The 21753-nt window shown below is 69.6% G+C and carries 19 protein-coding genes; 10 read left to right on the forward strand and 9 right to left on the reverse strand.

Features of this window, described 5'->3' with window-relative positions:
• Positions 1-44: 44 nt before the first annotated feature.
• The gene (locus MB828_RS01180; RefSeq protein ID WP_301646536.1) at positions 45-1742 is read right to left on the reverse strand and encodes a discoidin domain-containing protein; all 1698 of its coding nucleotides are present in this window, start codon (positions 1740-1742) and stop codon (positions 45-47) included.
• A 76-nt stretch (positions 1743-1818) separates the two neighbouring features.
• Positions 1819-5379 (reverse strand): choice-of-anchor D domain-containing protein, encoded by a 3561-nt coding sequence (locus MB828_RS01185; RefSeq protein ID WP_301646537.1) that lies wholly within the window; start codon positions 5377-5379, stop codon positions 1819-1821.
• A gap of 317 nt (positions 5380-5696) precedes the next feature.
• On the opposite strand from MB828_RS01185, the gene MB828_RS01190 reads away from it, so the two are divergent.
• Positions 5697-6530 (forward strand): PIG-L family deacetylase, encoded by an 834-nt coding sequence (locus MB828_RS01190; RefSeq protein WP_301646538.1) that lies wholly within the window; start codon positions 5697-5699, stop codon positions 6528-6530.
• Positions 6531-6619: 89 nt separating this feature from the next.
• On the opposite strand, the gene MB828_RS01195 is transcribed toward MB828_RS01190, so the two are convergent.
• A complete protein-coding gene (locus MB828_RS01195; protein WP_301646539.1) occupies positions 6620-6844 on the reverse strand; it encodes a hypothetical protein in 225 nt (74 codons plus the stop codon).
• Entirely contained in the window at positions 6841-7476 is a 636-nt protein-coding gene (locus tag MB828_RS01200; RefSeq protein ID WP_301646540.1) for a ParA family protein, read from the reverse strand. Before MB828_RS01200 ends, MB828_RS01195 begins: the two co-directional genes overlap by 4 nt.
• Positions 7477-7941: 465 nt before the next feature.
• Here MB828_RS01200 and MB828_RS01205 point away from each other — a divergent pair, with 465 nt between their 5' ends.
• The 7 genes from MB828_RS01205 to MB828_RS01235 all read left to right on the forward strand — a co-directional run bounded on the left by MB828_RS01205 (position 7942) and on the right by MB828_RS01235 (position 14654).
• On the forward strand, positions 7942-9159 hold the full coding sequence (locus MB828_RS01205; protein ID WP_301646685.1) for a L,D-transpeptidase: 1218 nt from the start codon (positions 7942-7944) through the stop codon (positions 9157-9159).
• A gap of 286 nt (positions 9160-9445) precedes the next feature.
• Complete coding sequence (locus MB828_RS01210) at positions 9446-9784, forward strand: antibiotic biosynthesis monooxygenase family protein (RefSeq protein WP_301646541.1); 339 nt, start codon at positions 9446-9448, stop codon at positions 9782-9784.
• Entirely contained in the window at positions 9781-10668 is an 888-nt protein-coding gene (locus tag MB828_RS01215) for an NAD(P)-dependent oxidoreductase (protein ID WP_301646542.1), read from the forward strand. Before MB828_RS01210 ends, MB828_RS01215 begins: the two co-directional genes overlap by 4 nt.
• Positions 10665-11648, forward strand: coding sequence for an amidohydrolase family protein (locus MB828_RS01220; RefSeq protein ID WP_301646543.1), 984 nt, complete (start codon positions 10665-10667; stop codon positions 11646-11648). The genes MB828_RS01215 and MB828_RS01220 overlap by 4 nt, the downstream gene beginning before the upstream one ends.
• A complete protein-coding gene (locus tag MB828_RS01225) occupies positions 11645-12886 on the forward strand; it encodes a cytochrome P450 family protein (RefSeq protein WP_301646544.1) in 1242 nt (413 codons plus the stop codon). Before MB828_RS01220 ends, MB828_RS01225 begins: the two co-directional genes overlap by 4 nt.
• A 402-nt stretch (positions 12887-13288) precedes the next feature.
• Positions 13289-14044, forward strand: a complete 756-nt coding sequence (locus MB828_RS01230) for a hypothetical protein (protein ID WP_301646545.1) — start codon at positions 13289-13291, stop codon at positions 14042-14044.
• Between the two features lie 106 nt (positions 14045-14150).
• The gene (locus tag MB828_RS01235; protein WP_301646546.1) at positions 14151-14654 is read left to right on the forward strand and encodes a hypothetical protein; all 504 of its coding nucleotides are present in this window, start codon (positions 14151-14153) and stop codon (positions 14652-14654) included.
• Positions 14655-14723: 69 nt separating this feature from the next.
• Here the strand turns inward: MB828_RS01235 and MB828_RS01240 are convergent, their stop codons facing one another.
• A complete protein-coding gene (locus MB828_RS01240) occupies positions 14724-15764 on the reverse strand; it encodes an epoxide hydrolase family protein (RefSeq protein ID WP_301646547.1) in 1041 nt (346 codons plus the stop codon).
• 37 nt (positions 15765-15801) lie between these two features.
• Here MB828_RS01240 and MB828_RS01245 point away from each other — a divergent pair, with 37 nt between their 5' ends.
• Entirely contained in the window at positions 15802-16362 is a 561-nt protein-coding gene (locus tag MB828_RS01245; RefSeq protein ID WP_301646548.1) for a TetR/AcrR family transcriptional regulator, read from the forward strand.
• Positions 16363-16461: 99 nt separating this feature from the next.
• Complete coding sequence (locus tag MB828_RS01250) at positions 16462-17331, forward strand: helix-turn-helix domain-containing protein (RefSeq protein ID WP_301646549.1); 870 nt, start codon at positions 16462-16464, stop codon at positions 17329-17331.
• 37 nt (positions 17332-17368) lie between these two features.
• Here the strand turns inward: MB828_RS01250 and MB828_RS01255 are convergent, their stop codons facing one another.
• The 4 genes from MB828_RS01255 to MB828_RS01270 are packed head-to-tail and all read right to left on the reverse strand — an operon-like array spanning position 17369 to position 21745.
• Positions 17369-18559, reverse strand: coding sequence for a thiolase family protein (locus MB828_RS01255; RefSeq protein ID WP_301646550.1), 1191 nt, complete (start codon positions 18557-18559; stop codon positions 17369-17371).
• A complete protein-coding gene (locus MB828_RS01260) occupies positions 18559-19206 on the reverse strand; it encodes a CoA transferase subunit B (RefSeq protein WP_301646551.1) in 648 nt (215 codons plus the stop codon). The genes MB828_RS01255 and MB828_RS01260 overlap by 1 nt, the downstream gene beginning before the upstream one ends.
• Positions 19203-19961, reverse strand: coding sequence for a CoA transferase subunit A (locus MB828_RS01265; protein ID WP_301646552.1), 759 nt, complete (start codon positions 19959-19961; stop codon positions 19203-19205). Before MB828_RS01265 ends, MB828_RS01260 begins: the two co-directional genes overlap by 4 nt.
• Positions 19962-19972: 11 nt before the next feature.
• Entirely contained in the window at positions 19973-21745 is a 1773-nt protein-coding gene (locus MB828_RS01270) for an FAD-dependent oxidoreductase (RefSeq protein ID WP_301646553.1), read from the reverse strand.
• Positions 21746-21753 lie beyond the last annotated feature (8 nt).

The raw sequence follows: 21753 nt of genomic DNA on the forward strand, positions 1-21753 counted from the left end.
TGTACGACGGCCGGTTGCCGTCCGAAGGCGGGCCCGGGCCGGTGTCAGCCGCCGAAGACCTGGAGCTCCGAAAGCTGCCCGGCCGGCCAGCCGCTGTTGGCGGTGAAGGCCAGCCGTACGTGACGGGTGGTGACGGCCGAGGGGAGGGTGAGGGTCGCCGTGTTGCCGGTCGCGGGGTCGAAGGTGCAGCCCGTCGGGGCGAGCAGCTGGGCGAAGGCGGAGCCGTCCGTGCTGCCCTGGACGGCGACGGTCTGGGTGCGGGTCGCCCAGGCGGCCGCCGGGGGAAGGCCGAGGACGAGGCGCCGGACGCCGGTGGCGGCGCCCAGGTCGACCTGGATCCACTGCGGGAAGGCGTTGTTGGCGGACTCCCAGTAGGTGTTGGGGTCGCCGTCGGTCGCGTTGCCCGAGGCGTAGACCTGGGTGTGGCTGCTCTCCGAGGTGGGGCGGTGCAGGGCGAGGTTCGTGGTGCCGGGCGGGGGGTCGGTGGTGACGGTCGGCGGGGTGGGGCGGGTGGCGGTCAGGGCGATCTGGCCCTTGAGCATGCGGGCGCCGTCGCCGGTCAGGCGCAGGTAGTAGTCGGCGGAGCAGGCGGTGCCGTCCTCGTCGAGGGCGAGAAACCCGGAGTCGGTGGGTACCCAGGCCTGGGTCTCGGCGGTCTTGGCGATCTGGTTGCCCTCGTTGTACTCGTCGAACATGGAGATGTAGATGCCCTGCACGCCGGCGCGGACCGTGTTGTAGAACTGCCGCCACATGAAGTCGCCGTGGGCGCGCTGGCGGGCGGAGACGTCGCCGGGCAGCACACAGGGCTGGTAGTCGACGCCGTTGGCGGTGCAGTCGGCCTGGTCGCCGACCGTGTACGTGGTGTAGGCGTTGTCGGCCTCGGTGACATTGCCGATGGCGCCGACCATCCACGGCGAGAGCATGTGGAAGGCGTGGTAGACGCCAAGGAACCCGGGCCGTGAGCCGCCGGTGCCCGTCCGCCATTCACGGGGGACGCCGCCGATGACGTAACAGCCCTGGTTCTTGAACCAGTTGACGACGTCGAGGCAGGCGTCGGCGGTGAAGGGGTGGTTGTCGTCGTTGAACCCGAAGCCCCAGACGCAGACGACGGGCTTGCCGTTCTGCCGCGCGTAGGCCGGACTCGCCGTGTGCGCCGACATCTTGTTCGTCCAGTCCGTCTTGATCGCGGACTGCATGTTCGTCCAGTTCGAGACGTCGTACATGAGGTAGAACTTCCGCCCGTACGCCTCGGCGGCACCGCGCACCTTCTGCGCCATGGCGTCGCGGGTGGGGCCCTCGCCGCCGGTCGGGTCGAAGCGTTGCAGGGCGGCGGTGTCGATGCCGTACTGCTGCATCCACTGGAAGTGGGTGTTGACGGTCTGCTGGTCATAGGAGGAGAAGAGGCCGGCGGGCCGGCCGTTGCCGAGGCTCTCGTAGGACGTCTGGTAGGTGTTCGTGAAGTCGCGTACGTCGGGCCAGCACTTGATGTTGGTGTTGGTGCGGGAGGGTGGCCGGCCCCAGTCCTGGCTCCAGTGCCACCAGCCGTTGACGGGCGCGCCGTCGCCGGCGCAGGCGAACCAGCCCTGGTAGCCGACGGTGACCTTGCCGACCACGTCACCCGGCGGACTGGCGGTGGTGGCCGCCGACGCAGGCCGGGCGAGTACGGCCTCGGTGGCCCCGGCCGTGCCCACCGCGGAGGCCGCGACCGCGGCCCTCAGGAAGACTCTGCGTGTGACACCCATCTGGGCTCCTCTGGTCGAGGTCTTCGGTGGGGGGTGCCGCCGGACGTGCGCGCGTCCGGCGGCATCCGCGGATCGGTCAGGTGTTCCAGACCTGGAACTCGGAGATCTGGCCGGCCGGCCAGCCGTCGTTCGCCGTGATGTTCACCCGGAGGTACCGCTGGGTGGTCGCGGTGAACGTGATGGTGACCGTGTTGCCGGTGGTGGGGTCGAAGGTGTACGAGGCCGACGGCTTGACGGTGGTGAAGGAGGAGCCGTCGGTGCTGCCCGACAGGGTCAGCGTCTGGTGGCGGGTTCCCCAGGTCGCGGGGAGCTGGAGGACGACACGGCTCGCGCTCTGCGCGGATCCGAGGTCGACCTGGACCCACTGGGGGAAGGCGTTGTTGGCGCTCTCCCAGTAGGTGCCCTGGTTGCCGTCGGTCACCTGGGAGGACGGGTACACGTCGGTGTGGCTGGACTCGGTGGTGGCCGCGCCGGCTGCCAGGTTCCTGCTCACCGTGCCGGCGCCGGTGCCGGTCAGCGCGACCGTGGTCGTGCCGTTCGACGCGTTGCTGGCGATGCTGAGATCGCCGGTGCGGGTGCCGGACGCGGTGGGTGTGAAGGTGACGGCGACCGTGCAGGAGGAGTTCGCCGCGATCGACGTCCCGCAGGTGTTGGTCTGCGAGAAGTCACCGGTCACGGTGATGCCGGAGACGGTCGCGGCGGCGGTGCCGGTGTTGGTCACCGTGATGGTCTGCGCACTGCTGGCGGTGTTGAGTGCCTGGGTGGGGTACGACAGTGAGGCCGGGCTGGCCGAGAGGGTGGCCGGTGAGGAGCCGCCGGCGCTGGGGAACACCTCGAGGTCCGACAACTGGGCCGCGTTCCAGCCGGTGTTGGCGGTGATGTTCACCCGCACGTATCGTGCCGTGGCGGCGCCGAACGTGATGGTCGCCGTGTTGCCGTTGGTGTTCGGGTCGAAGGTGTACCCGGCCGACGCCTTGATCGTGGAGAAGGCCGCGCCGTCCGTGGACCCCTGTACCGACAGCGTCTGCGTGCGGGCCGACCAGGCCGTCGCCGGCGGGAGCTTCAGGACGACCTTGCCGATGCTGTAGTTCTGGCCGAGGTCGACCTGGGCCCACTGCGGGAAGGTGCCGTTGGTGCCCTCCCAGTACGTGGCGGCGTCCGGGTCGGTGAGGTTCGAGGCGACGTACGGGCTGTTGCTGGAACTCGCCGACGCGGGCCGCCCTGCGGCGATGTCGGTCGTGCTGTCGATGCCGCTGCCGGTCAGGGTGACGACGGTCGGGCTGTTGTTGGCGTTGCTGGTGACGGTCAGGTTGCCGGTGCGGGATCCGCCCGTGGTGGGCTTGAAGCCGACGGTCACCGTGCAGGACGCGCCGACCGCGAGGGTGGAACAGTTGTTGGTCTGGCTGAAGTCGCCGGTCGCCGCGACGCCCGAGACGGTTGCCGATGTGGTGCCCGAGTTCGTCACCTTCACCGTCTGCGCGGTGGCCGAGGAGCCGACCACCGTGGCGGCGAAGGACAGACTCGCCGGGTCGGTGTTCAGCACCGGGCCCGGCGCGGTGCCGGTACCGGAGAGGCTGACCGTGTTGGTGATCCCGCCCGCGTTGACGGTCAGCGCGCCGCTACGGCTGCCGGTCGCCGTCGGCGCGAACTTCACGCTGACGGTGCACGAGCCGTTCGCCGCGATCGACGAACCGCAGGTGTTGGTCTGGGAGTAGTCGCCGCTGGTGGAGATCGATGAGACGGATGCGGCGGTGTTGGTCGGGTTGGAGACGGTCACGGTCTGCGCGTTGCTGGTCGAACCGGTCGGAACCGAACCGAAGTTGAGCGCTCCGGGGGTGGCCGTCACGCCTTCGGACGGGTACGGCGGGTAGACGGGGGCCGGCCACCCTCCGCAGTACGGTGTGCCGCCGATGCCGGAGTTGCCGCCGCCGTCGGTCACCGTGAAGCTCCCGGCCGAGCAGCTGTACACCGGCGAGGAGTAGCCGACGCCGGTGGCCGTGACGTTGGTGAACTTCGCGGCACCGCCGGTCTGTTCCTGGAGGGCGAAGGTGCCGGTTCCGGCGATGGTCACGTTGTCGAGGTTGACGCCGCTGATGGTGCCCTCGACCCACTGGACGGCTTCGTAGGGGCTCTGCTGGATCAGCGCGTTGGTCACGTTGACCGGGCCGTTGATCGCGCCCTGGCTGCCGTCGAACCACAACGCGCCCACGCCGAACTGCCAGTTCGGGTCGAGGCTGCCGTCCCGGACCAGGGTGTTGCCGGAGATGGTCGTGGTGCCGACCGGCGTCGACGAGAAGCGCTGCCCCACGTGGATGCCGCCGCCCTGGGTGATGCCCGAGTCCACCACCCGGTTGCCGCTGACGGTGTTGTCGTGGCCGCCGTAGATCGCGATGCCGTTGGCGAGGATCTGGAGGGACACCGTGTTGTCGGAGATCGTGTCGTTGGCGTCGGCGCCGATGCCGGAGTCCGCCCAGGTGGCGATTCCGTCGTCGCCGGTGTTGCGGATGTCGCTGTTGGTCACCTTCGAGTTGGTGACGGCGCCGTGGAAGTTGACGCCGTCCGCGGTGGTGTCCCGGATGCGCATGCCGCTGAACGTCAGTCCGTCCATCGGCCCGTCCATCCAGGCGCCGACCTTCATGTGGTCGATCCACAGGTTGGCGACGGTCGAGTTGCTCATGGCGCCGCCGATGCCGTTGACCTGGGCGCTGTCGTTGCGCTCCTGCACGTCGCCGAAGATCGCGAAGTTCTGCAGGTGCACGCCGGTGCTGGCCGAGGGCGCGGAGTTGCCGTAGAAGCCGGGTGCCGTGCCGGTGACGGTGGAGTACCACATGCCGGCGCCGGCGATCGTGACGTTGTTGACGCTGATGTGGCCGGGGACGTTGTAGGTGCCCGGCGGGATCCACACGGTGCCGCCGGGGCCGGCCGCACTGATCGCGGAGTTGAACGCGCTGGTCGCGTCGGTCGCACCGGTCGGGTCGGCGCCCTTGCTGGTCACCGAGACCGAGCCCGCGGGTGCCGTCAGGGCGGCGCCGACCTGCTCGAAGTCGGCGAAGTCGATCGTGTAGGAGGAGGCGGTGTCCCCCGGGTCGATCTGCAGCTTGAAGGTGGTGCCCGCCGGATACGTGGTGGAGAACAGGCGGTGGGCCTCGTCGTAGAAGTGGTGCGGGTTGCTGCCAGGTGTGTTGGTGAAGGGGTAGCTGCCGTAGTACCAGCTGTAGGCGTTGGTCAGGGTGAAGTCGGGCTGCTTGACGCCGTTGATGTACAGGGACAGCGCGGCGGTGTAGACCGAGCCGCCCGAGGTGTCGGGAATGCTGTACCGGAAGTTGATCGAGTTGGTCGCCACCGGCGTGGTGAACGTGACGTACTCGCCGGTGCCCTGCAGCGTCGTCGCCTTGCGGTACGACGCCTCGTCGGCCAGCTGGCCCTGGGTGTAACTCGGTCCGATCGCTGTGCCGTTGGTGGCGGAGTTCTCTGCCTGCACCTCGACGTACGGCAGGCTCGCGCCGCTGCCGCCGGTGGCGGCCGCCGCCGCCCACGCCGGTGGGACGGCCAGCACGAGGACACCTGCGGCAGCCACCATCGCGGTGCTGACCGCCCAGACGAGGACACGTCTCAGAGCTCGGATGGAATGGAGCACTTACCACTCCTTACGTCAGGGGGGCACGGGTGACGCAAGGGGGACCGTAATATCGGCGATATGAACGCGCAAGAACTAGACAGAACTTAGCAACAATAAAAATCCTGCCCGCAAGATCCCGAGTGGGCAGGTGACGGCGAGACCGAGGCGCAGGAGACCCGGCGACTCGGCGCTCCTTTCACGGAGGAGCTTCCGTCCGGCCGTCGAGGGCGGCGGGAACAGCCGGTCCGGCCGGCACTGTTGCAGCAGCAGACGGACCGGTACCGCGCGAGCGGGGAACTCGGACCGAGGCCTTTTCACACCTGGAGGACCGTTACATGCCTGACCGGCCCTTGACGCTCATGGCGGTGCACGCCCATCCCGACGACGAAGCCACCGGCACGGGCGGTGTGCTCGCGCGGTACGCGGCGGAAGGCATCCGCACCGTCCTCGTGACGTGTACCGACGGCGGTTGCGGTGACGGACCGGGGGGTGTCAAACCGGGCGAACCCGGACACGACCCGGCAGCCGTCGCCCGGCTGCGGCGTCAGGAACTCGAGGCGAGCTGCGAGGTCCTGAAGATCAGCCATCTCGAGACGCTGGACTACGCCGATTCCGGAATGATGGGCTGGGAGAGCAACGACGCCCCCGGATCCTTCTGGCGGACCCCCGTGGCGGAGGGCGCCGCCCGGCTCGCGGAACTCATCCGGCGCTACCGGCCCGATGTGGTGGTCACCTACGACGAGAACGGCTTCTACGGCCACCCCGACCACATCCAGGCCCACCGCATCACGATGGCGGCGCTGGCCATGACCGAACCGACGCCGAAGGTGTACTGGACGACGGCGCCCCGCTCGATGATGCAGCGGTTCGGGGAGACCCTGCGCGAGCTCGGTGCGGACGTGCCGGAGCCGGATCCGGCGGAGGCCGCCGCGATGGCGGAGATCGGACTTCCCGACGAGGAGATCACCACCTGGGTGGACTCCACCGCGTTCGGGGGCCAGAAGTTCGACGCGCTCGCCGCGCACGCCAGCCAGGGCGAGAACATCTTCTTCCTCAAGATGGGCCGGGAGAGGTTCACGGAGTTGATGGGCGTCGAGACCTTCGTGCGGGTCCAGGACACCACCGGTGCGGCCCTACCGGAGAGCGACCTCTTCGCCGGCCTGCGCTGACCCGCCCGCCGGACCCGGGACCGCGCCGGCGCCGGGACGCCACCAAAACGAGAAGGGCGGCCGGTTCCCGGACGGGCCGCTCGGCGGGCTCAACGGGCGCTGGTCGGGGGCCGCAGGGCAGCGGCGCCCGCCCGTACCAGCGCGGACACCGGCGACCTCGCCCATTGCACGAGGTCGCGCGGCAGGCCGGTGTCGAGCTCGATGGTCAACCGCACGTAACGGGTGTGCAGTTGGGTGACTTTGAGCGGACGTGGTACGACCGCTTCCGGCCCGCGCTGCAATGCGGCTCGGTAGGTGTCCTTGCGCTGGTTCATGCCGTGTCCTGTCGCTTGATGAGTTCGTCCGCGAGGTCCATGTACGCCGTGCCTTTGACCTGCACCTGACTGCCGAATGACTGGGCGTACAGGTCGAGCCGCGGAATGTGGGTGGACAGCACGTCGAAACCCCGCTCGCTGAGAGCTTCGCGGGCGTCGGCGTCAGGACCCGTGCGCGTGGCGTCGGCCCGGTTCGTCCGGTTCAGCAGCACGGCGGCGTGGGCGGGCTGGTTGCGAAGGGACTGTACGTCGCCCATCTCGCCGCCGATGGGCGCCATGCGGTCCAGCTCGATGGGAGCCGGGGTGACGGGCACGATCCATTCGCTCGCGTATCTCATGATGCTGCGGGCGATGTGCGCGTGGTCCTCCAGTTGCGGAGCGTCGAACACGACGGCCTTCCGGTCGCCCAGGAAGTCGTTCACGCGCCGGTGCACATCGCCCACCGGAAGGGCGACCACCGGAAACGGGAAGCCGCCCGCCAGTTCGCTCCAGCGCAGCGCGGAGGAAGCGGGGTCACTGTCGACCAGCAGCGGCGGAATGCCCGACTCGTGGAGTGCGTGGGCCAGCCAGACCGCGCTGGTCGTCTTTCCCACCCCGGGCTTCAGGTTCACGAAGGCGTAGCTCAGCGACACACGAGCCAACGTAGGGCCGCGAGCGGCTGCCGGCCGTCGACTCGGGCCGCGAAGGCCCTTCGTTCACCCCGCGGCGCCGGTGAATCATTCGTATGGGCCAGTACGGTCAGGCCCCGGCGGGTCGACGGCCGCCCGCGGCAAGGGGACCACGGGGTCCGGTCGCGCAGCTTGCGCAGCGCCCGGTGCAGGGGCGAACGCGGCCCGGTCGCTACGACAGCCGGCGAGGCTCCTCGGGCGGACCTGCGTCGGGTACCGCAGCAGCGGTTTCCGCGCTGTGGTGGACCCGTCGGCAACGCTCTCGCAACGCGTGGAATTCGCCACAATTCCTATCTTCAGAGCGGATGAATCCATAAAAGTAGTACTTCAAGGCTGGTCGCACTCTGCCGGTGACCAGCTCCAGGGATTCGATGACCGGCGTCACGGGAGAAGCGTTTGATCACGGTACGTAAGCGAACCACCGGGCTGATGGCCACGGCCGGCGTGCTGGGCGGCATACTCGCGCTCACGGCCCTCGGCGGCACCAGCAACGCCGCCACCGGCGGCAACGACACCGGGACTAGCCCGAAACCCCAGGCGCAGGCGCAGACGCAGGCAGCTCGGGCGGGCGCCCAGGACGCTTCCGACGCCCGAATAGAGATCACGCCCGGGCAAGGCGCCTACGGCGTCGGAATCAACCGCCCCGTCGAAGTCACCGTCAGCAACGGCAAGCTCACCAAGGTGACCATGACGGCTGTCGCGACCGGTACCGAGATTCCGGGCACCCTGTCCGCGGACGGCACGTCCTGGAAGCCGAACACCCCGCTGGAGCGGGCCACCAGGTACCAGGTCGCCGCAGCGGCCGAGGACGCCGAGGGACGCTCCGCCACCGGGAACGCCACGATCACCACGGTCTCCCCGGCCAACGACTTCATCGGGCACCTCTCCCCCGAGGACGGCTCGACCGTCGGCGTGGGCATGCCGGTGACGGTGACCTTCGACAAGGCGATCGGCGACAAGGCCGCCGTGCAGTCGGAGATCCAGGTCAGCTCCAGCAGCGGGCAGCGGGTCGTCGGCCACTGGCTCAACGACGCCCGCCTGGACTTCCGCCCCGAGAGCTACTGGAAGGCCGGCTCCACCGTCACCGTCAAGCTCACCCGGAACGGCATCCAGAAGACGGTCACGTTCACCATCGGCCGGAGCCAGATCAGCACCGTGGACGCCGGGACCAAGCAGATGACCGTCGTACGGGACGGCAAGGCGATCAAGACCATCCCGGTCTCGTCCGGCAGCCCCGAGCATCCGACGTACAACGGTCGGATGGTCATCTCGGAGAAGTTCACGCAGACCCGCATGAACGGTGCGACCGTCGGCCTCATGAAGGACGGCAAGCCCGCGTACGACATCGACGACGTACCGCACGCCATGCGCCTGACCGACTCGGGCACGTTCATCCACGGCAACTACTGGGGTGCCGACTCGGTCTTCGGCAAGGTCAACACCAGCCACGGCTGCATAGGCCTGAACGACGTCAAGGGCGGCGGCGACGGCAACCAACCCGCCGCGTGGTTCTTCGACAACTCGATGACCGGAGACGTCGTGATCGTCAAGAACTCCGCGGACAAGACCACCCTGTCCCCGGACAACGGCCTCAGCGACTGGAACATGTCGTGGAAGGAATGGGCCTCGGGCAGCGCGACCGGCTGACACGGCCTGGAAAGGGCACCTGAGCTGTGGAATAACCCCAGCTCAGGTGCCCTTCGTCACACGCGCTAGGGGTGAAGCGGCCAGGCGAAACCTTCCCGCATTCGAGTGCGGCCGTCCGTGCCCGGCGGCCGGTGACACGCAGCGCCGTCACTCACCCGTAAAGAGTAATCACGTTCCGTCAACCCCTTGTCCCCCTGGGCCCGTCCCCCATTCGGAGTTGCGTCCGCATGGGGGACATGAGGCCGTTGGAGTCGTGTCCTGCCGGATCTCACCCTCAGGAGGAGACATGGGCACGAGGAACAACGGCCAGTCGGCCGACAAGCTGAGCGTCGTCTTCACCGTCCAAGTGATCGAGGGCGGCGAGCAGGGATTCCTGGATCTGTACGACCAGCTCCGCGAGTCCGTCGCCCGGACCCCCGGCCACATCGTCGAGAGGCTGGGCGCACCCGTGGACGACTCCCGGCAGTGGGTCATCACCAGCGAGTGGCAGACGGCCGAGCACTTCTTCGCCTGGCAGCAGAGCGCGGAGCACCGCGCACTGGTGGCTCCGCTGCGCCAGTGGGTCGACTCGACGCAGTCGCTGCGGTTCCGGGTCGTCAAGGAGACCGAGGGGGTGGCGTCATGACGCGCACCGCCAACGGCCCCGTCGCCGTACTCGGGCTCGGCACGATGGGCTCCGGCCTGGCCGCCCGCCTCCTCGACCGGGGAACACAGGTCCGGGTCTGGAACCGTACCCCGGAGCGCGCCGAACCGCTTGCCGCGGCAGGCGCCGTCGTCGCCTCACACCCCGCCGACGCCGTCGCGGGCACGAGCGCCGCCATCTGCGTCGTCGCCGACGGCGAGGCCCTCGGCTCCGTGCTGCGCGGACCCGACGGCGTCCTGGCCGAGGGCCCCTACTCCGGGGTCCTCGTCTGCGCCAGCACCGTCTCTCCGGAAGAGGTCGTCCAGATCGCCGGGGACACCCCCTCGGTCGTGGACGTGGGCATGCTGGGCAACCGCGACCACGCCCGGGACGGCGAGCTCCGGCTCTTCGTCGGCGGTGCGGAAGAGGCGTTCGACGCCTGCCGCCCGCTGCTGGAGGTGCTGGGCAAGGAGGTCGTCCATCTGGGCGCACTCGGTTCCGGCATGCGGATGAAACTGTGCCTCAACCTCCTGATGGGCATCGAGGTGCAGGCCCTGGCCGAGGTCACCGAACTGGCGACCGCCTGCGGCCTGGACCGGCAGTCGGTCCTCAAGACCGTCGCGGGCAGCGGCTTCGCCTCTCCGGTCATGGCGTTCAAGTCGAGGCGCCTGGGTTCCGGCCACTTCGAGGAGCCGGACTTCCGGCTGCGGCTGATGGCGAAAGACCTCATGCTCGCTACCAAGCAGGCGGCGGCGGTCGGTCTGAGCCTGCCGCTCACCACCGCCGCCGCGGAGACCCACGTCCGTGCCACCGAGCAGGGACTGGGCGACCAGGACTGTGCCGCGGTCACCCGCGCACTCACACCGAAACCGGGTAGCGACACGTGATCATCGACATCCACGGGCATCTCTCCCCGCCGGAGGCGGCCGAACGCTTCCCCATGCCCCCGAGCCTGACCGACGTCGACGGCATGCTCGCCGCTCGCGCCGAGGCCGGCATCGACCTCACCATCATCGGCAGCCCCGTCGGTGCCGGAGCGATGGCGCGGGTTCCGGGCGTGGACAACTACGCGCAACCACGAGACCGGCTGCGCGGTTTCCACGCCTGGATGTCGGGGCTGATCGCCAGGTTCCCGGACCGGTTGCGCGGTTACGTGTACGCCAACCCGTTCGGCGACGACGATCACCTCGAAGGGGTGCGGGAGACCCTGGCGGACCCGGCCTTCGTCGGGCTGATCACCACGTCCAGCGTCCACGGGGAGCTGCTCGGCTCCCCGCGGGCGGACTCCTTCTTCGCGCTGGCCGCGGAGGCGGGCGTACCCGTCCTGGTACACGCCCCGGCCGAACCGGTCGGCACGGAACGGGTCGAGGAGACCGGCTTCGTCGAGCAGATCGGCCGGTTCGGCGACGTCACCATGGGCATGGCCATGATCGCCTTCGCGGGGTGGCTGGACAAGTACCCGGAGCTACGGCTGATCGGCGCGACCGGCGGCGGCGCGATGGCGCTGCTGCCGGAGCGCCTGCGGACGGCGGCGCGCCCCCGGCACTGGGCCGGGGGCGCGCCGCCCTCCGGCCGGCCCGGGGCGGCCTCGGCGCCGTCGGCGGCCCTGGCGCCGGCGGTCGACCCGGCAGCGGCACTGATGCGCATGTACGTCGACACGAGCCCGTCCAGTCCGGCACATCTGAGCCTGAACGCGGAGGTGCTGGGGCCCGGGCGGATGCTGTTCGGTACCGACTCACCACCGCTGGCCGTGCCGCTGGAGGAGCAGATCCGCATGATCGAGAAGCTGCCGGTCGACAGAGCGTCGCAGCAGCTCATCCTCGGTGGCAACGCCGAGGCCCTCTTCGACCTCAGGAGTCGTCCGTGACCACCACGCAAGAGGCCGTCACCGCGGCCGAACGCTGCACCCCGGATTTCCGGCGGGACCCCCACACCGTCTACGCCCATCTCCGCGACACGGCCCCGGTCTGCCCCATGAGACCGCCGCACGGCAACGAGACGTACCTGATCACCCGGTACGAGGACGCGCGGGCCGCCCTGGCGGATCCGCGGTTGAGCAAGGACATGTACGGGGCCATGGACGCCTACCGGAGGATCTTCGGTGACTCGTCCGTCGCGCTGGACGACAACATGCTCAACTCCGACGCGCCCAAGCACACCCGGCTGCGCAGGCTGGTGAACTCCGCGTTCACCCCACGGCGGGTGGAGGCTCTGCGGCCGAAGATCCAGGACATCGTCCGGGGGCTGCTCGACGAGTGCCCGGCCCGGGAGCCCTTCGACCTGTTGCCGGTCTTCGCGTTCCCGCTGCCGATCACCGTGATCTGCGATCTGCTCGGTGTACCGCCCGAGGAACGGTCGCGGATGCAGAACCTGTCCTCCACGGTGGCTCAGAGCGGCTTCAACGAGGAGGCCAAGCGGGCCCAGCAGAAGGCGGAGGAGGACCTGCACGCGTTCTTCTCGGATCTCGTCGCCGCCAAGCGGAAGCGTCCGGGTGACGACCTCCTGACCGCGCTCACCGCCGTCCGGGACGACGACGGCGGGCTGACCGAGAACGAGCTGGTGTCCACGGCGTTCCTGCTGATGTTCGCGGGTCACAAGACGACCGCGTACCTGATCGGCAACGCCGTGCATCATCTTCTGTCCCATCCCGAACAGCTGCGCGCCGTGCGGGAGAACGGGGAGCTGATGCGTGCGGCGGTCGAGGAACTGGTGCGCTACGACGGCTCCGTGGAGAGCGCGACGTTCCGTTTCGCGACCGAGGACGTCGAGTACAGCGGGACCCGGATCCCCAAGGGCGCCCTGGTCCAGGTCGCGCTCAGTTCGGCCAACCGCGATCCGCTGAAGTTCGACGCCCCCGACGAGTTGAACGTGACGCGTCCGGGCAATGCGCAGGACGCGCATCTGGGGTTCGGGCACGGCAGCCACTACTGCCTGGGAGCCCCGCTGGCCCGGCTGGAGATGCAGCTGGCGCTCACCGCCCTGTTCGACCGGTTCCCGAGGATGACCTTGGCCGACCCCCGCGCCGAAGCACGCTGGCTGGAGGTCCCCTTCCCGGCCTTCCGCGGCCTCGCGGAACTTCCGGTCGTGCTCGATCCGGTCGGGTGACCGACGCACAACGAAAAGCACCCGCCGCGACGGAGGTCGCAGGCGGGTGCCACTCTGTCGGCCTCGACACCGCGGCGAGCGTGCAGGACTCCGTCGCCGGCACCCATCACTCAACGCCCGCCCGGCACAAGGGGGTTCACCCCCGATGATTCCGGGATAAAACACCGGGATCGAACGACCTCTTGACCTGCTGGTGCCTCGGAGGCCTCGGACCGGCTCAGCCGAGATGCGCGCCGCGCCGCCCGCACCGCGTACGAGCGTCCGCCCTCCCCTGTACAACTCCCGCCTGTACACCCGCACCCCCGTGACTCGTCACGGCACCGGTCGCCTGACCACACGGCGACCGTCGCCGCCACCATCGGGAGCCTCGGGGGTGCCTCGCCGGCGACCGTCCCCGCGGCCGTGGCGACCATGATGGTCGACGTCGCGTTCACCACCCAGCTCCAGCTTCGCCTGGCCTACGACATCTCCGTGCTCTACCGGGTCCCGCTCGACGTGCACGACCCCGAGGACCTGTGGAAGCTCATCCGCGTGGCCTTCACCATCAAGAGCGGCGAAGCGGCCCGGGAAGGCGTGGCCAAGGCGGTCCCGGCCCTGGTGCGCCCCTTGGTCAAGCGCTTCTACTCCGGATCGGCACTCACCGCCGGGAAAGCGCTCCCCGTCGTCGGGAAGCACCTCCTCCAGCGCAACGTCATCAAGATCGGCATCCCCCTGGTCGGCGTCCCCCTCGCCGTCCTGCTGAACCGCTACACCACGCTCCTCGCCGGCCGGCACGCGCGCGCCGTCTTCCGGAACGAGGCGCGGGTGATCGAGATCGCTGAGGCAATCAGCGAGCGCAGTCGCCACCCGCAGTTGATGCTGTGGGTCGCGTGGCTCGTGCTCAGGGCGAACGCGAAGGCCAAAATCGCCGACGACGAGGCGCTGCTGATGCGGCATCTGGTGAGGCTGGTCCGGGAGCGGCACGAGGTGGTCGACGAGCAGCTCGCGCACGTCGTCGACATCGACCCCGCCGAGGTGTGGAAGCGCGTGGACACCGAGCTTGGCGATCTCAGCGACGTCCTCGACGCGGCGGAGCGCGTGGCCACCGTGGACGGTGACGTCAACTCCCGTGAGAAGGCGGTCCTCGCGGAGCTTCGGGAACGGTGCCGCCGGAGCTGACGCCGTCGTACGGCACCGCTCACAACCCTTTCTGCGATCATGAAGCGCCGCGAGGACGTCACGGTCTGCATCGCCCCCATCACCCCGCACTGGTACTGAGGTAAAGATGAAACGCAGCTATGTGCTGGGGGCCTCGCTGGCCCTGGTTGTCCTGCTGGCCGCAGGCACAGCCGCCTGGGGCGCGCCGCGCGACCAGTGGGACTACCGCCAGGCAAGCCGGGCGGGGTTGCCCGCGGTGACCTTCACCGGCGACAAGACCGCCCCCGACACACTCAAGCTCTACATGCGACTCTTCATAGGGCGCGTGCGTGACGGTGACACAGACGGTCTGGAGGAGCTGTCCAGGCACTCCTGGTTCGCCCGCCGCAGCGAGGCAGCCGGCGCCCGCTGGTTCATCCGCAGCTATGGTGGGGGCGCCGCGGGACCGGTCTCGATCAACATGACCGAAGAGGATCCCTACGACGTCCGAGGCGGCACGATCCACTTCCGCCGCACCGGACAGCAGCAGAACTTCACCGTCTTCAAGCAGAACGGCCTGTGGCTGTTCGCCATCTCCCCGGACTGGAACAAGCCACCGGACTCGTCCGGAAGACAGCCGCTGAAGGTCTGACAGGAAGGACACCGTTGACGGGGTGTCAGGAACGGCCCAACCGGCGAGGCGGTCGGCGGCAGTTCTGTTTCAGCCGCTCAGTCCGACCGCACGGTGTACGTCGTTGGCGTAAGCCTCTGGTTGTTCCCAGGCTGCGAAGTGGCCGCCGGCAGGGTGTTCCACGTAATCGCACACGTTCAGGAACGCTTCGGCGTAGCTTCGCGGCTCCGGTTTGATGTCACGCGGGAACACCGAGAGCACGGTCGGCGTGTCGACCCGGCCGGGGAGGGCGACCGGTTCCGCGTAGGTGGTGAAAGAGGTGCCGATCGTGCCGGTGATCCAATAGGCGGTGACCCAGGTCAGGAGTTCGTCTGTCGTGAAGGCCGACTCGTCGGACCAGGACTCCAGTTTCTCGACGATCCACGCCGCAAGGCCGGCAGGCGAGTCACCGAGGGCGACGGCGAGCGTGTTCGGCCGCGTCGACTGCTCCGCGATGTATCCGCCCTCGGCCCGGAACCACTGCGCCGACCGGCCCAGGTAGGCCGCCGCGTCGGGCTCGAACTCCGCTGGGTCTGCGGTGAGCGCACGCTGTGGGGCGACGTTGGTGAGGTGCAGGGCGGCCACCCGGTCCGGGTGTTCGGCCGCGAGGAGTTCTGCGACGGTGCCACCCACATCTCCGCCGGACACCGTATACCGTGAGTAACCGAGCTGGTCCAGAGCGGCAGCGACGATCCGGGCGATCCGGTCGACCGACATGCCGGAACCGGTGAACGGGGCCGCGAACGGGAAGCCCGGCAGTGCGGGGACCACCACATGCAGGTCCGCGAGCAGAGGCAGGACACGCTCGAACCGCAGCACCGAGTCCGGCCAGCCGTGCAGCAGCACGACAACCGGGGCGCCGGGATCCGCGGACCGCTGATGGATCACACGCAGGTCGGTGTCGCCCGTCCGCACCGTAACCCAGGGGAACGCGCCGATGCGGCGCTCGTGCACCCCCCAGTCGTACCCGTTCGCCCAGCGCTCGAGCAGTTCATCGAGGCGGGCACCGCGGATGCCGCGCCTCCCGTCGTCGCTCCACGGCGTCGTGACGCGCCGCGTCCGCCGGAGTCGTTCCCGCATCTCCTCGTTCATGTGTATCACCGTACACATGATGTGTACGGTGATACACATGACTTTGCGCAATGCGGCCGCCACCCGGCAGCGGATCCTGGGGCACGCACGACGGTTGTTCGCCCAGCACGGTTACGCGGCGGTCACGGTCAAGGACGTGGCCGACGCGGCCGGTGTGTCCCCCAACCTCATCACCCGTTATTTCGGTGGCAAAGAGGGGCTCTTCCTGGCAGCCACCCGAGTGGAGATCCCGGTCTCCGACTCCTTCGACGGTGACCGTTCCGAGCTGGGTTCGCGCCTCGCGGCGAGCATCGTCCAACGCTGGTTCGGTGCACCCGGGGAGGATCCGCTGCTGGTACTGCAACGCGCCTCCGGCGAACGCCCGGAGGCGGCGGAGGCGCTGGCCGTCTTCCTCGACACCAATTCGCTGGAGCCGCTTTACCACTACCTGCGCAACAGCGGCCTGGACGAGGCGAACGCCAGCAGCCGAGCCGCAGCGATCGACGCCTTCGTACTCGGCGTCTCGACCCGCCGCCGGGTCCTGCGTTCCGAGCTCGGCGACCCCGCCCACCTCCAGGCATGGCTCAGCACCACCATCCAACGCCTCGCCGACGGGTGAAGCGCGACAGCAAGAAACGGACTCGGCCATACCTGTCCTCGACCCAGGGATATAGTTTACGATTCAATTTCCGGCGAGGTGCCGCAAGGAGGTCGTACCGTGGCAGAGCTCGGACTCGCGGACACGCTGGGCATCCTGCGGCAGCCCGGCGTAGAGCCACAGCACACCAGCGCAGGGCTCGGCTGGGATCACCTGTACCTCTCCCGCCAGAAGGAACAGCCCTACCGCGCTCACTTCGAACCGGCCCCCACCCACCTGCTGATCCTGCATCTCAGCGGACCGGTGATCGTCCGCAGGGGCCAGGGGCCGACGACGCGGTCGCGGGCCGTCCCACGCGGTGGGCTGTTCGTGCAGCCAGCCGGCCAAACGCTGTCCGTGGAACTCGGCGGCCGGCTCGACACCGTGCACGCCTACCTGAGCGACGAGGCGTTGCGCGAGGCCAACGACGGGCGGCCGGTCCAGCTGTCCGAGGACCTCGGTGCCGTCGATCCGTTGGCCGAACAGCTCGTCCTGGCCTTGGCGGGGGTGGCACGGGACTGGCAGCCGTCGGCACGCACCTATGTCGACCACCTCGCCGGCATGCTCGCCGCCCAGCTCGTACGGCGGCACGCTGCCGCGCCCGCCGAGCCGCCTCCCGGCCCGTCCGGACTGAGCGACCGGCAGCTCGTGGCGGTCAGGGAACTCATGGAGGAGCGCCTCGCCGAGGCACTGCCGATCGCGGATCTGGCCGCCGCCGCCTCACTGAGCCGCAGCCAGTTCACCCGGCAGTTCAGGGCGAGCACCGGACAGTCGCCGCACCAGTACCTGCTGGCGCTGCGCCTGGAGCAGGCATGCCGAATGCTGCGCACGGGTTCCGTCCCCATCGGGCAGGTGGCGGTCGAATGCGGTTTCTCGCACCAGGAACACCTGACACGAGCGATGCGCGCCAGGCTGGGGACCACCCCGGCCACCCTGCGTCGCGCGAGTTGAGAGGTGAAGGGGGCACCCCGCGCCCACGGCAGCGGCTTCAGCGTTCCAGGACCAGCGCCAGTGCCTGGCCCACCCCGATGCACAGAGCCGCCAGCCCGGTCCCGGATCCCGCCGCGGCCAACTGGTGCGCGACCGCGCCGGTGATGCGGGCGCCCGAGGCTCCCAGCGGATGGCCGATGGCGATGGCGCCACCGTGCGGGTTGACGACCTCCGGGTCGAGTTCGGGCAGCGCGGCCAGGCAGGCCAGAGCCTGTGCCGCGTACGCCTCGTTGAGTTCGATCGTGTGCAGTTCGTCAGGAGCGACCGACGCCTTCCCGAGCACCTTGCGGATCGCCTCCACCGGGCCGAGTCCGAAGTACTGCGGCTCGATGCCGGTCACCGCCGCCGCCCGCACCCGCGCCAGTGGTTCGCGGCCGATCGCCGCGAGCCCCTCCTCGTCGGCGAGCAGCAGCGCGGCCGCTCCGTCGTTGAGTGGCGAGGCGTTGCCTGCTGTGATCGTGCCGTCCTCGATGAAGGCCGGCCTGAGCCGGGCGAGGGCCTCCAGGGAGGTGTCGTCCCGGATGCCCTCGTCACGGGGCAGGTCCACCCCCTCGACGGGGACGACCTCTCCCGCATACCTGCCCTCACGCCAGGCGCGGGCGGCGTTGCGGTGGCTGGCCAGGGCGAACGCGTCCTGTGCCTCCCGTGTGACGGCGTACTTGGCGCCGACGAGTTCCGCGCTCTCGCCAAGGGGGATGGTCCACTCCGCCGGCATCCGCGGGTTCACCATGCGCCAGCCGAGCGTCGTCGAGTACAGCTGCTGATCCTTCGCCGGGAAGGCACGCTCCGGCTTCGGCAACACCCACGGCGCGCGGCTCATGGACTCGACGCCGCCGGCCACCGCAATGGAAGCGTCGCCGAGCGCGATGGCGCGGGCCGCCTGGACGACTGCCTCCATGCCGGATCCGCACAGCCGGTTGAGCGTGGCACCCGGCACGGTGACCGGGAGTCCTGCGAGCAGCGCGGCCATCCGGGCCACGTCGCGGTTCTCCTCGCCCGCTCCGTTGGCGTTTCCGAGCAGCACGTCGTCGATGCGCCCCGGATCCAGGTCGGGACTGCGGTCCAGGAGGGCGCGCAGCGCACCGGCGGCGAGATCGTCGGGACGTACGCCCGCCAGGGCACCGCCATAGCGGCCGAAGGGGGTGCGCACGGCGTCGACGACGTACACGTCACGCGGTTTCTCGATCATCAGTGGCTCCCTGCGGGACTGGGGTGGGAGGTCAGCGGTGTCAGGGCGGCGATTTCGTCGGCCGTCGCACCTGGGGCGGTTTCCACGAGCCGGAGTCCGGTCGGCGTGATGTCGAGGACGCACAGGTCGGTGATGATCCGGTCCACACAGGCCCGGCCCGTCAGCGGCAAGGTGCAGTTCTCGACGATCTTGGGGCTGCCGTCCCTGGCGGTGTGTTCCATCAGTACGACGACCCTGCGGGCGCCGTGGACGAGGTCCATCGCACCGCCCATGCCCTTGATCATCTTTCCGGGAACCGCCCAGTTGGCCAGGTCGCCGCGGACCGAGACCTGTAGCGCGCCCAGGACGGCGGTGTCGATGTGACCGCCGCGGATCATCCCGAAGGACAGCGAGGAGTCGAAGAAGGCCGCCCCCGGCCGCACGGTCACCGTCTCCTTGCCCGCGTTGATGAGGTCGGCGTCGACCTCGTCGGGTGACGGATACGGTCCGACGCCGAGCAGGCCGTTCTCCGAGTGCAGGACGACGTCGATGTCTGTCGGCAGGTGGTCGGCCACGCGGGTGGGCAGGCCGATGCCGAGGTTGACGTAGTCGCCGTCCCGCAGCTCGCGCGCAGCGCGCGCTGACATCTCGTCCCTGGTCCAGCTCATCGCTCGCGCACCGTCCTCTTCTCGATTGCCTTGTCGGCCGCCTGCTCGGGGGTCAGCGCCACGACACGCTGGACGAACACCCCGGGCAGATGGATCTCGTGGGGGTCGAGCGCTCCCGGCTCGACCAGTTCCTCCACTTCGGCCACGGTGATGCGCCCGGCCATCGCGGCCAGCGGATTGAAGTTGCGTGCCGCACGGTGGAAGACGAGGTTGCCGTGCCGGTCTCCGCGCGCGGCCCTGACCAGCGCGAAGTCGGTGGTGATGGCGTGTTCCAAGATGTGGTCGACGCCATGGAAGGTCCGTATCTCCTTGGGCGGCGATGCCATGGCTACGGATCCGTCCGGCGCGTACCGCCACGGCAGCCCGCCCTCCGCGACCTGCGTGCCGATGCCGGCCGGGGTGTAGAAGGCCGGGATTCCGCAGCCGCCCGCCCTGAGCCGCTCCGCGAGCGTGCCCTGTGGCGTCAGTTCGACCTCCAGCTCGCCCGCGAGGTACTGGCGGGCGAACTCCTTGTTCTCGCCGATGTACGAGCCCGTGACCCGGGCGATGCGGCCCGCTGCCAGCAGGATGCCGAGGCCACGGCCGTCCACGCCGCAGTTGTTCGACACCACGGTCAGACCGCTCGCCCCGCTCTCGTACAGGGCGCCGATGAGCACCTCGGGGACACCGCTCAGTCCGAAGCCGCCGACAGCGAACGACCGTCCGTCGGTCACGTCCGCCAGGGCCTCCACGGCCGTGGCCATCACCTTGTCCATACCGCTCTCTCCTACCGGTCCAGCACCCGGCGCAGCGCGCCGAGCAGTTCGTCCTGGGCCGACTGCGCGCTCTCGGATGCGGTGGCGCGGCGCCAGGCGACGTAGCCGTCGGGACGCACCAGCAGCACGCCGTCCTCGGCGATCTCGCTGACTCGGCTCCATTCGCCGTACATGTCACGGCAGTTGTCGTGGCCGATGCGCACCACCCGCAGCGGAACGCCGAGCTCTGCCTGGCACGCGGTCGCGGCGGTGTCCCAGACGCCGCCCGACAGGCCGGTCAGCACGGTGAAGGTGCCGTCACCGACGACGTCCAGCGTGGACAGACGCTCGCCGTGGGCGTCGACGAGCCAGGCGTGCGGCAGCTTCGCGCCGGGCCGGGTGGTCGGCCTGGCCACCAACTCGCTGTCCTGCTCCGAGACTTCGGCGGGACCGTCGTCGGACAGCACCGCCGAGGAGGCGTAGCGCTGGTTCATCTCCACGCCGTGCGCGTTGAACTCGTAGTTCTTGAGCTGGATCGCTTCTTCGAGAAGGCGCCGCTTCTTGCTGCCCTCAGGCGTCTGCGCCCCGAGCACCGCGAGTCCTTCGGCGATGGCCTGCTCGTCGCTGCCGCCGCCGACGCCCAGCACCTCGAAGATCGGGCCGAACTGGTCACGGCTGAGGTTGGCCCGCTCGACGATCTGCCGCCCGACGGGAGCGCGTTCGGCCGTGTAGCTGTCGAGCAGCGCTTCTCCGGCCTCCCCGCGGATCACCATGGCGAGCTTCCAGGCGAGGTTGTAGGAGTCCTGGACGGAGGTGTTGGAGCCGAGCCCGTTGGACGGCGGATGACGGTGCACGGCGTCGCCGGCGCAGAAGACACGCCCGGACGAATACACCGTGGCATAGCTGTGGTTGACCGTCCACAGCGAGGTCGATGTGATCTCGACCGGCAGGTCGGGGTCACCGACAAGATCACGCACGATCTGCCGCGCCGCCTTCTCGTCCACCTCCGGCGGCGGCTGCTCGATGTCGTAACCCCACACCAGCAGCCACTCGTTCCACGGACGGACCATACGGACCAGGCCCATGCCGATGCCGCCGGTCTCCGCCCCGGGCCGCAGCACCCAGTACAGAACGCTGGGCCGGTGGGCGCAGTAGCGGGTGAGGTCGGCCTTGAAGACGATGTTCATGCTGCCGGCCTTGGCCATGCGCCCGTCGAAGGGCAGGCCGAGCTGCTCGGCGACCGTGCTGCGCCCTCCGTCCGCGCCGATCAGGTAGCGGGCCCGCACGGTGAACTCGTCGCCGCGGACCCGGTCACGCAGGAAGGCGGTGACGCCATCAGCGTCCTGGGTGAAGCCGATGAACTCGGTGTCGAAGCGGACCTTGGCGCCGCGGGACGCCGCGTTGCTCACCAGGATCGGCTCCAGGTAGGTCTGCGGCAGGTCGATCATCTCGCAGGGGCTCTTCGAGGCGTATTCGGTGGCCGAGGCGGGCCCCGTGCCCCAGCTGCGGATGCGGCCGATCTCCTGCCCGGTCAGCGAGGTGCACAGCACCGTGTCGCCCATGAGGTGGGACGGGCTGCCGAACGTCAGTGCCTCGGATTCGACGCCGAGGTCGCGCAGCACTTCCATGGTGCGCTGGTTGGTGATGTGTGCCCGCGGGGTGTTGGCGAGCCAGCCGTATTTCGTCACCAGCAGGGTGCGGATGCCGTAGGTGGCCAGCGCCAGGGCGGCCGAGCCGCCGGCGGGGCCGCTGCCGACGACGAGGACGTCGGTGTCGTAGGTGTGGTGTGCGTCGGTGGATGTCATCGGTGGAC

The organism is Streptomyces arenae, from assembly GCF_022343545.1.
GTDB classification, from domain to species: domain Bacteria; phylum Actinomycetota; class Actinomycetes; order Streptomycetales; family Streptomycetaceae; genus Streptomyces; species Streptomyces humi.

Coding starts and splice junctions, on each gene's coding strand:
- MB828_RS01180 (WP_301646536.1), bottom strand. CDS start 1,742: ATGGGTGTCACACGCAGAGTCTTCCTGAGGGCCGCGGTCGCGGCCTCC.
- MB828_RS01190 (WP_301646538.1), top strand. CDS start 5,697: ATGCCTGACCGGCCCTTGACGCTCATGGCGGTGCACGCCCATCCCGAC.
- MB828_RS01195 (WP_301646539.1), bottom strand. CDS start 6,844: ATGAACCAGCGCAAGGACACCTACCGAGCCGCATTGCAGCGCGGGCCG.
- MB828_RS01205 (WP_301646685.1), top strand. CDS start 7,942: ATGGCCACGGCCGGCGTGCTGGGCGGCATACTCGCGCTCACGGCCCTC.
- MB828_RS01210 (WP_301646541.1), top strand. CDS start 9,446: ATGGGCACGAGGAACAACGGCCAGTCGGCCGACAAGCTGAGCGTCGTC.
- MB828_RS01215 (WP_301646542.1), top strand. CDS start 9,781: ATGACGCGCACCGCCAACGGCCCCGTCGCCGTACTCGGGCTCGGCACG.
- MB828_RS01235 (WP_301646546.1), top strand. CDS start 14,151: ATGAAACGCAGCTATGTGCTGGGGGCCTCGCTGGCCCTGGTTGTCCTG.
- MB828_RS01240 (WP_301646547.1), bottom strand. CDS start 15,764: ATGAACGAGGAGATGCGGGAACGACTCCGGCGGACGCGGCGCGTCACG.
- MB828_RS01245 (WP_301646548.1), top strand. CDS start 15,802: ATGACTTTGCGCAATGCGGCCGCCACCCGGCAGCGGATCCTGGGGCAC.
- MB828_RS01255 (WP_301646550.1), bottom strand. CDS start 18,559: ATGATCGAGAAACCGCGTGACGTGTACGTCGTCGACGCCGTGCGCACC.
- MB828_RS01260 (WP_301646551.1), bottom strand. CDS start 19,206: ATGAGCTGGACCAGGGACGAGATGTCAGCGCGCGCTGCGCGCGAGCTG.
- MB828_RS01265 (WP_301646552.1), bottom strand. CDS start 19,961: ATGGACAAGGTGATGGCCACGGCCGTGGAGGCCCTGGCGGACGTGACC.
- MB828_RS01270 (WP_301646553.1), bottom strand. CDS start 21,745: ATGACATCCACCGACGCACACCACACCTACGACACCGACGTCCTCGTC.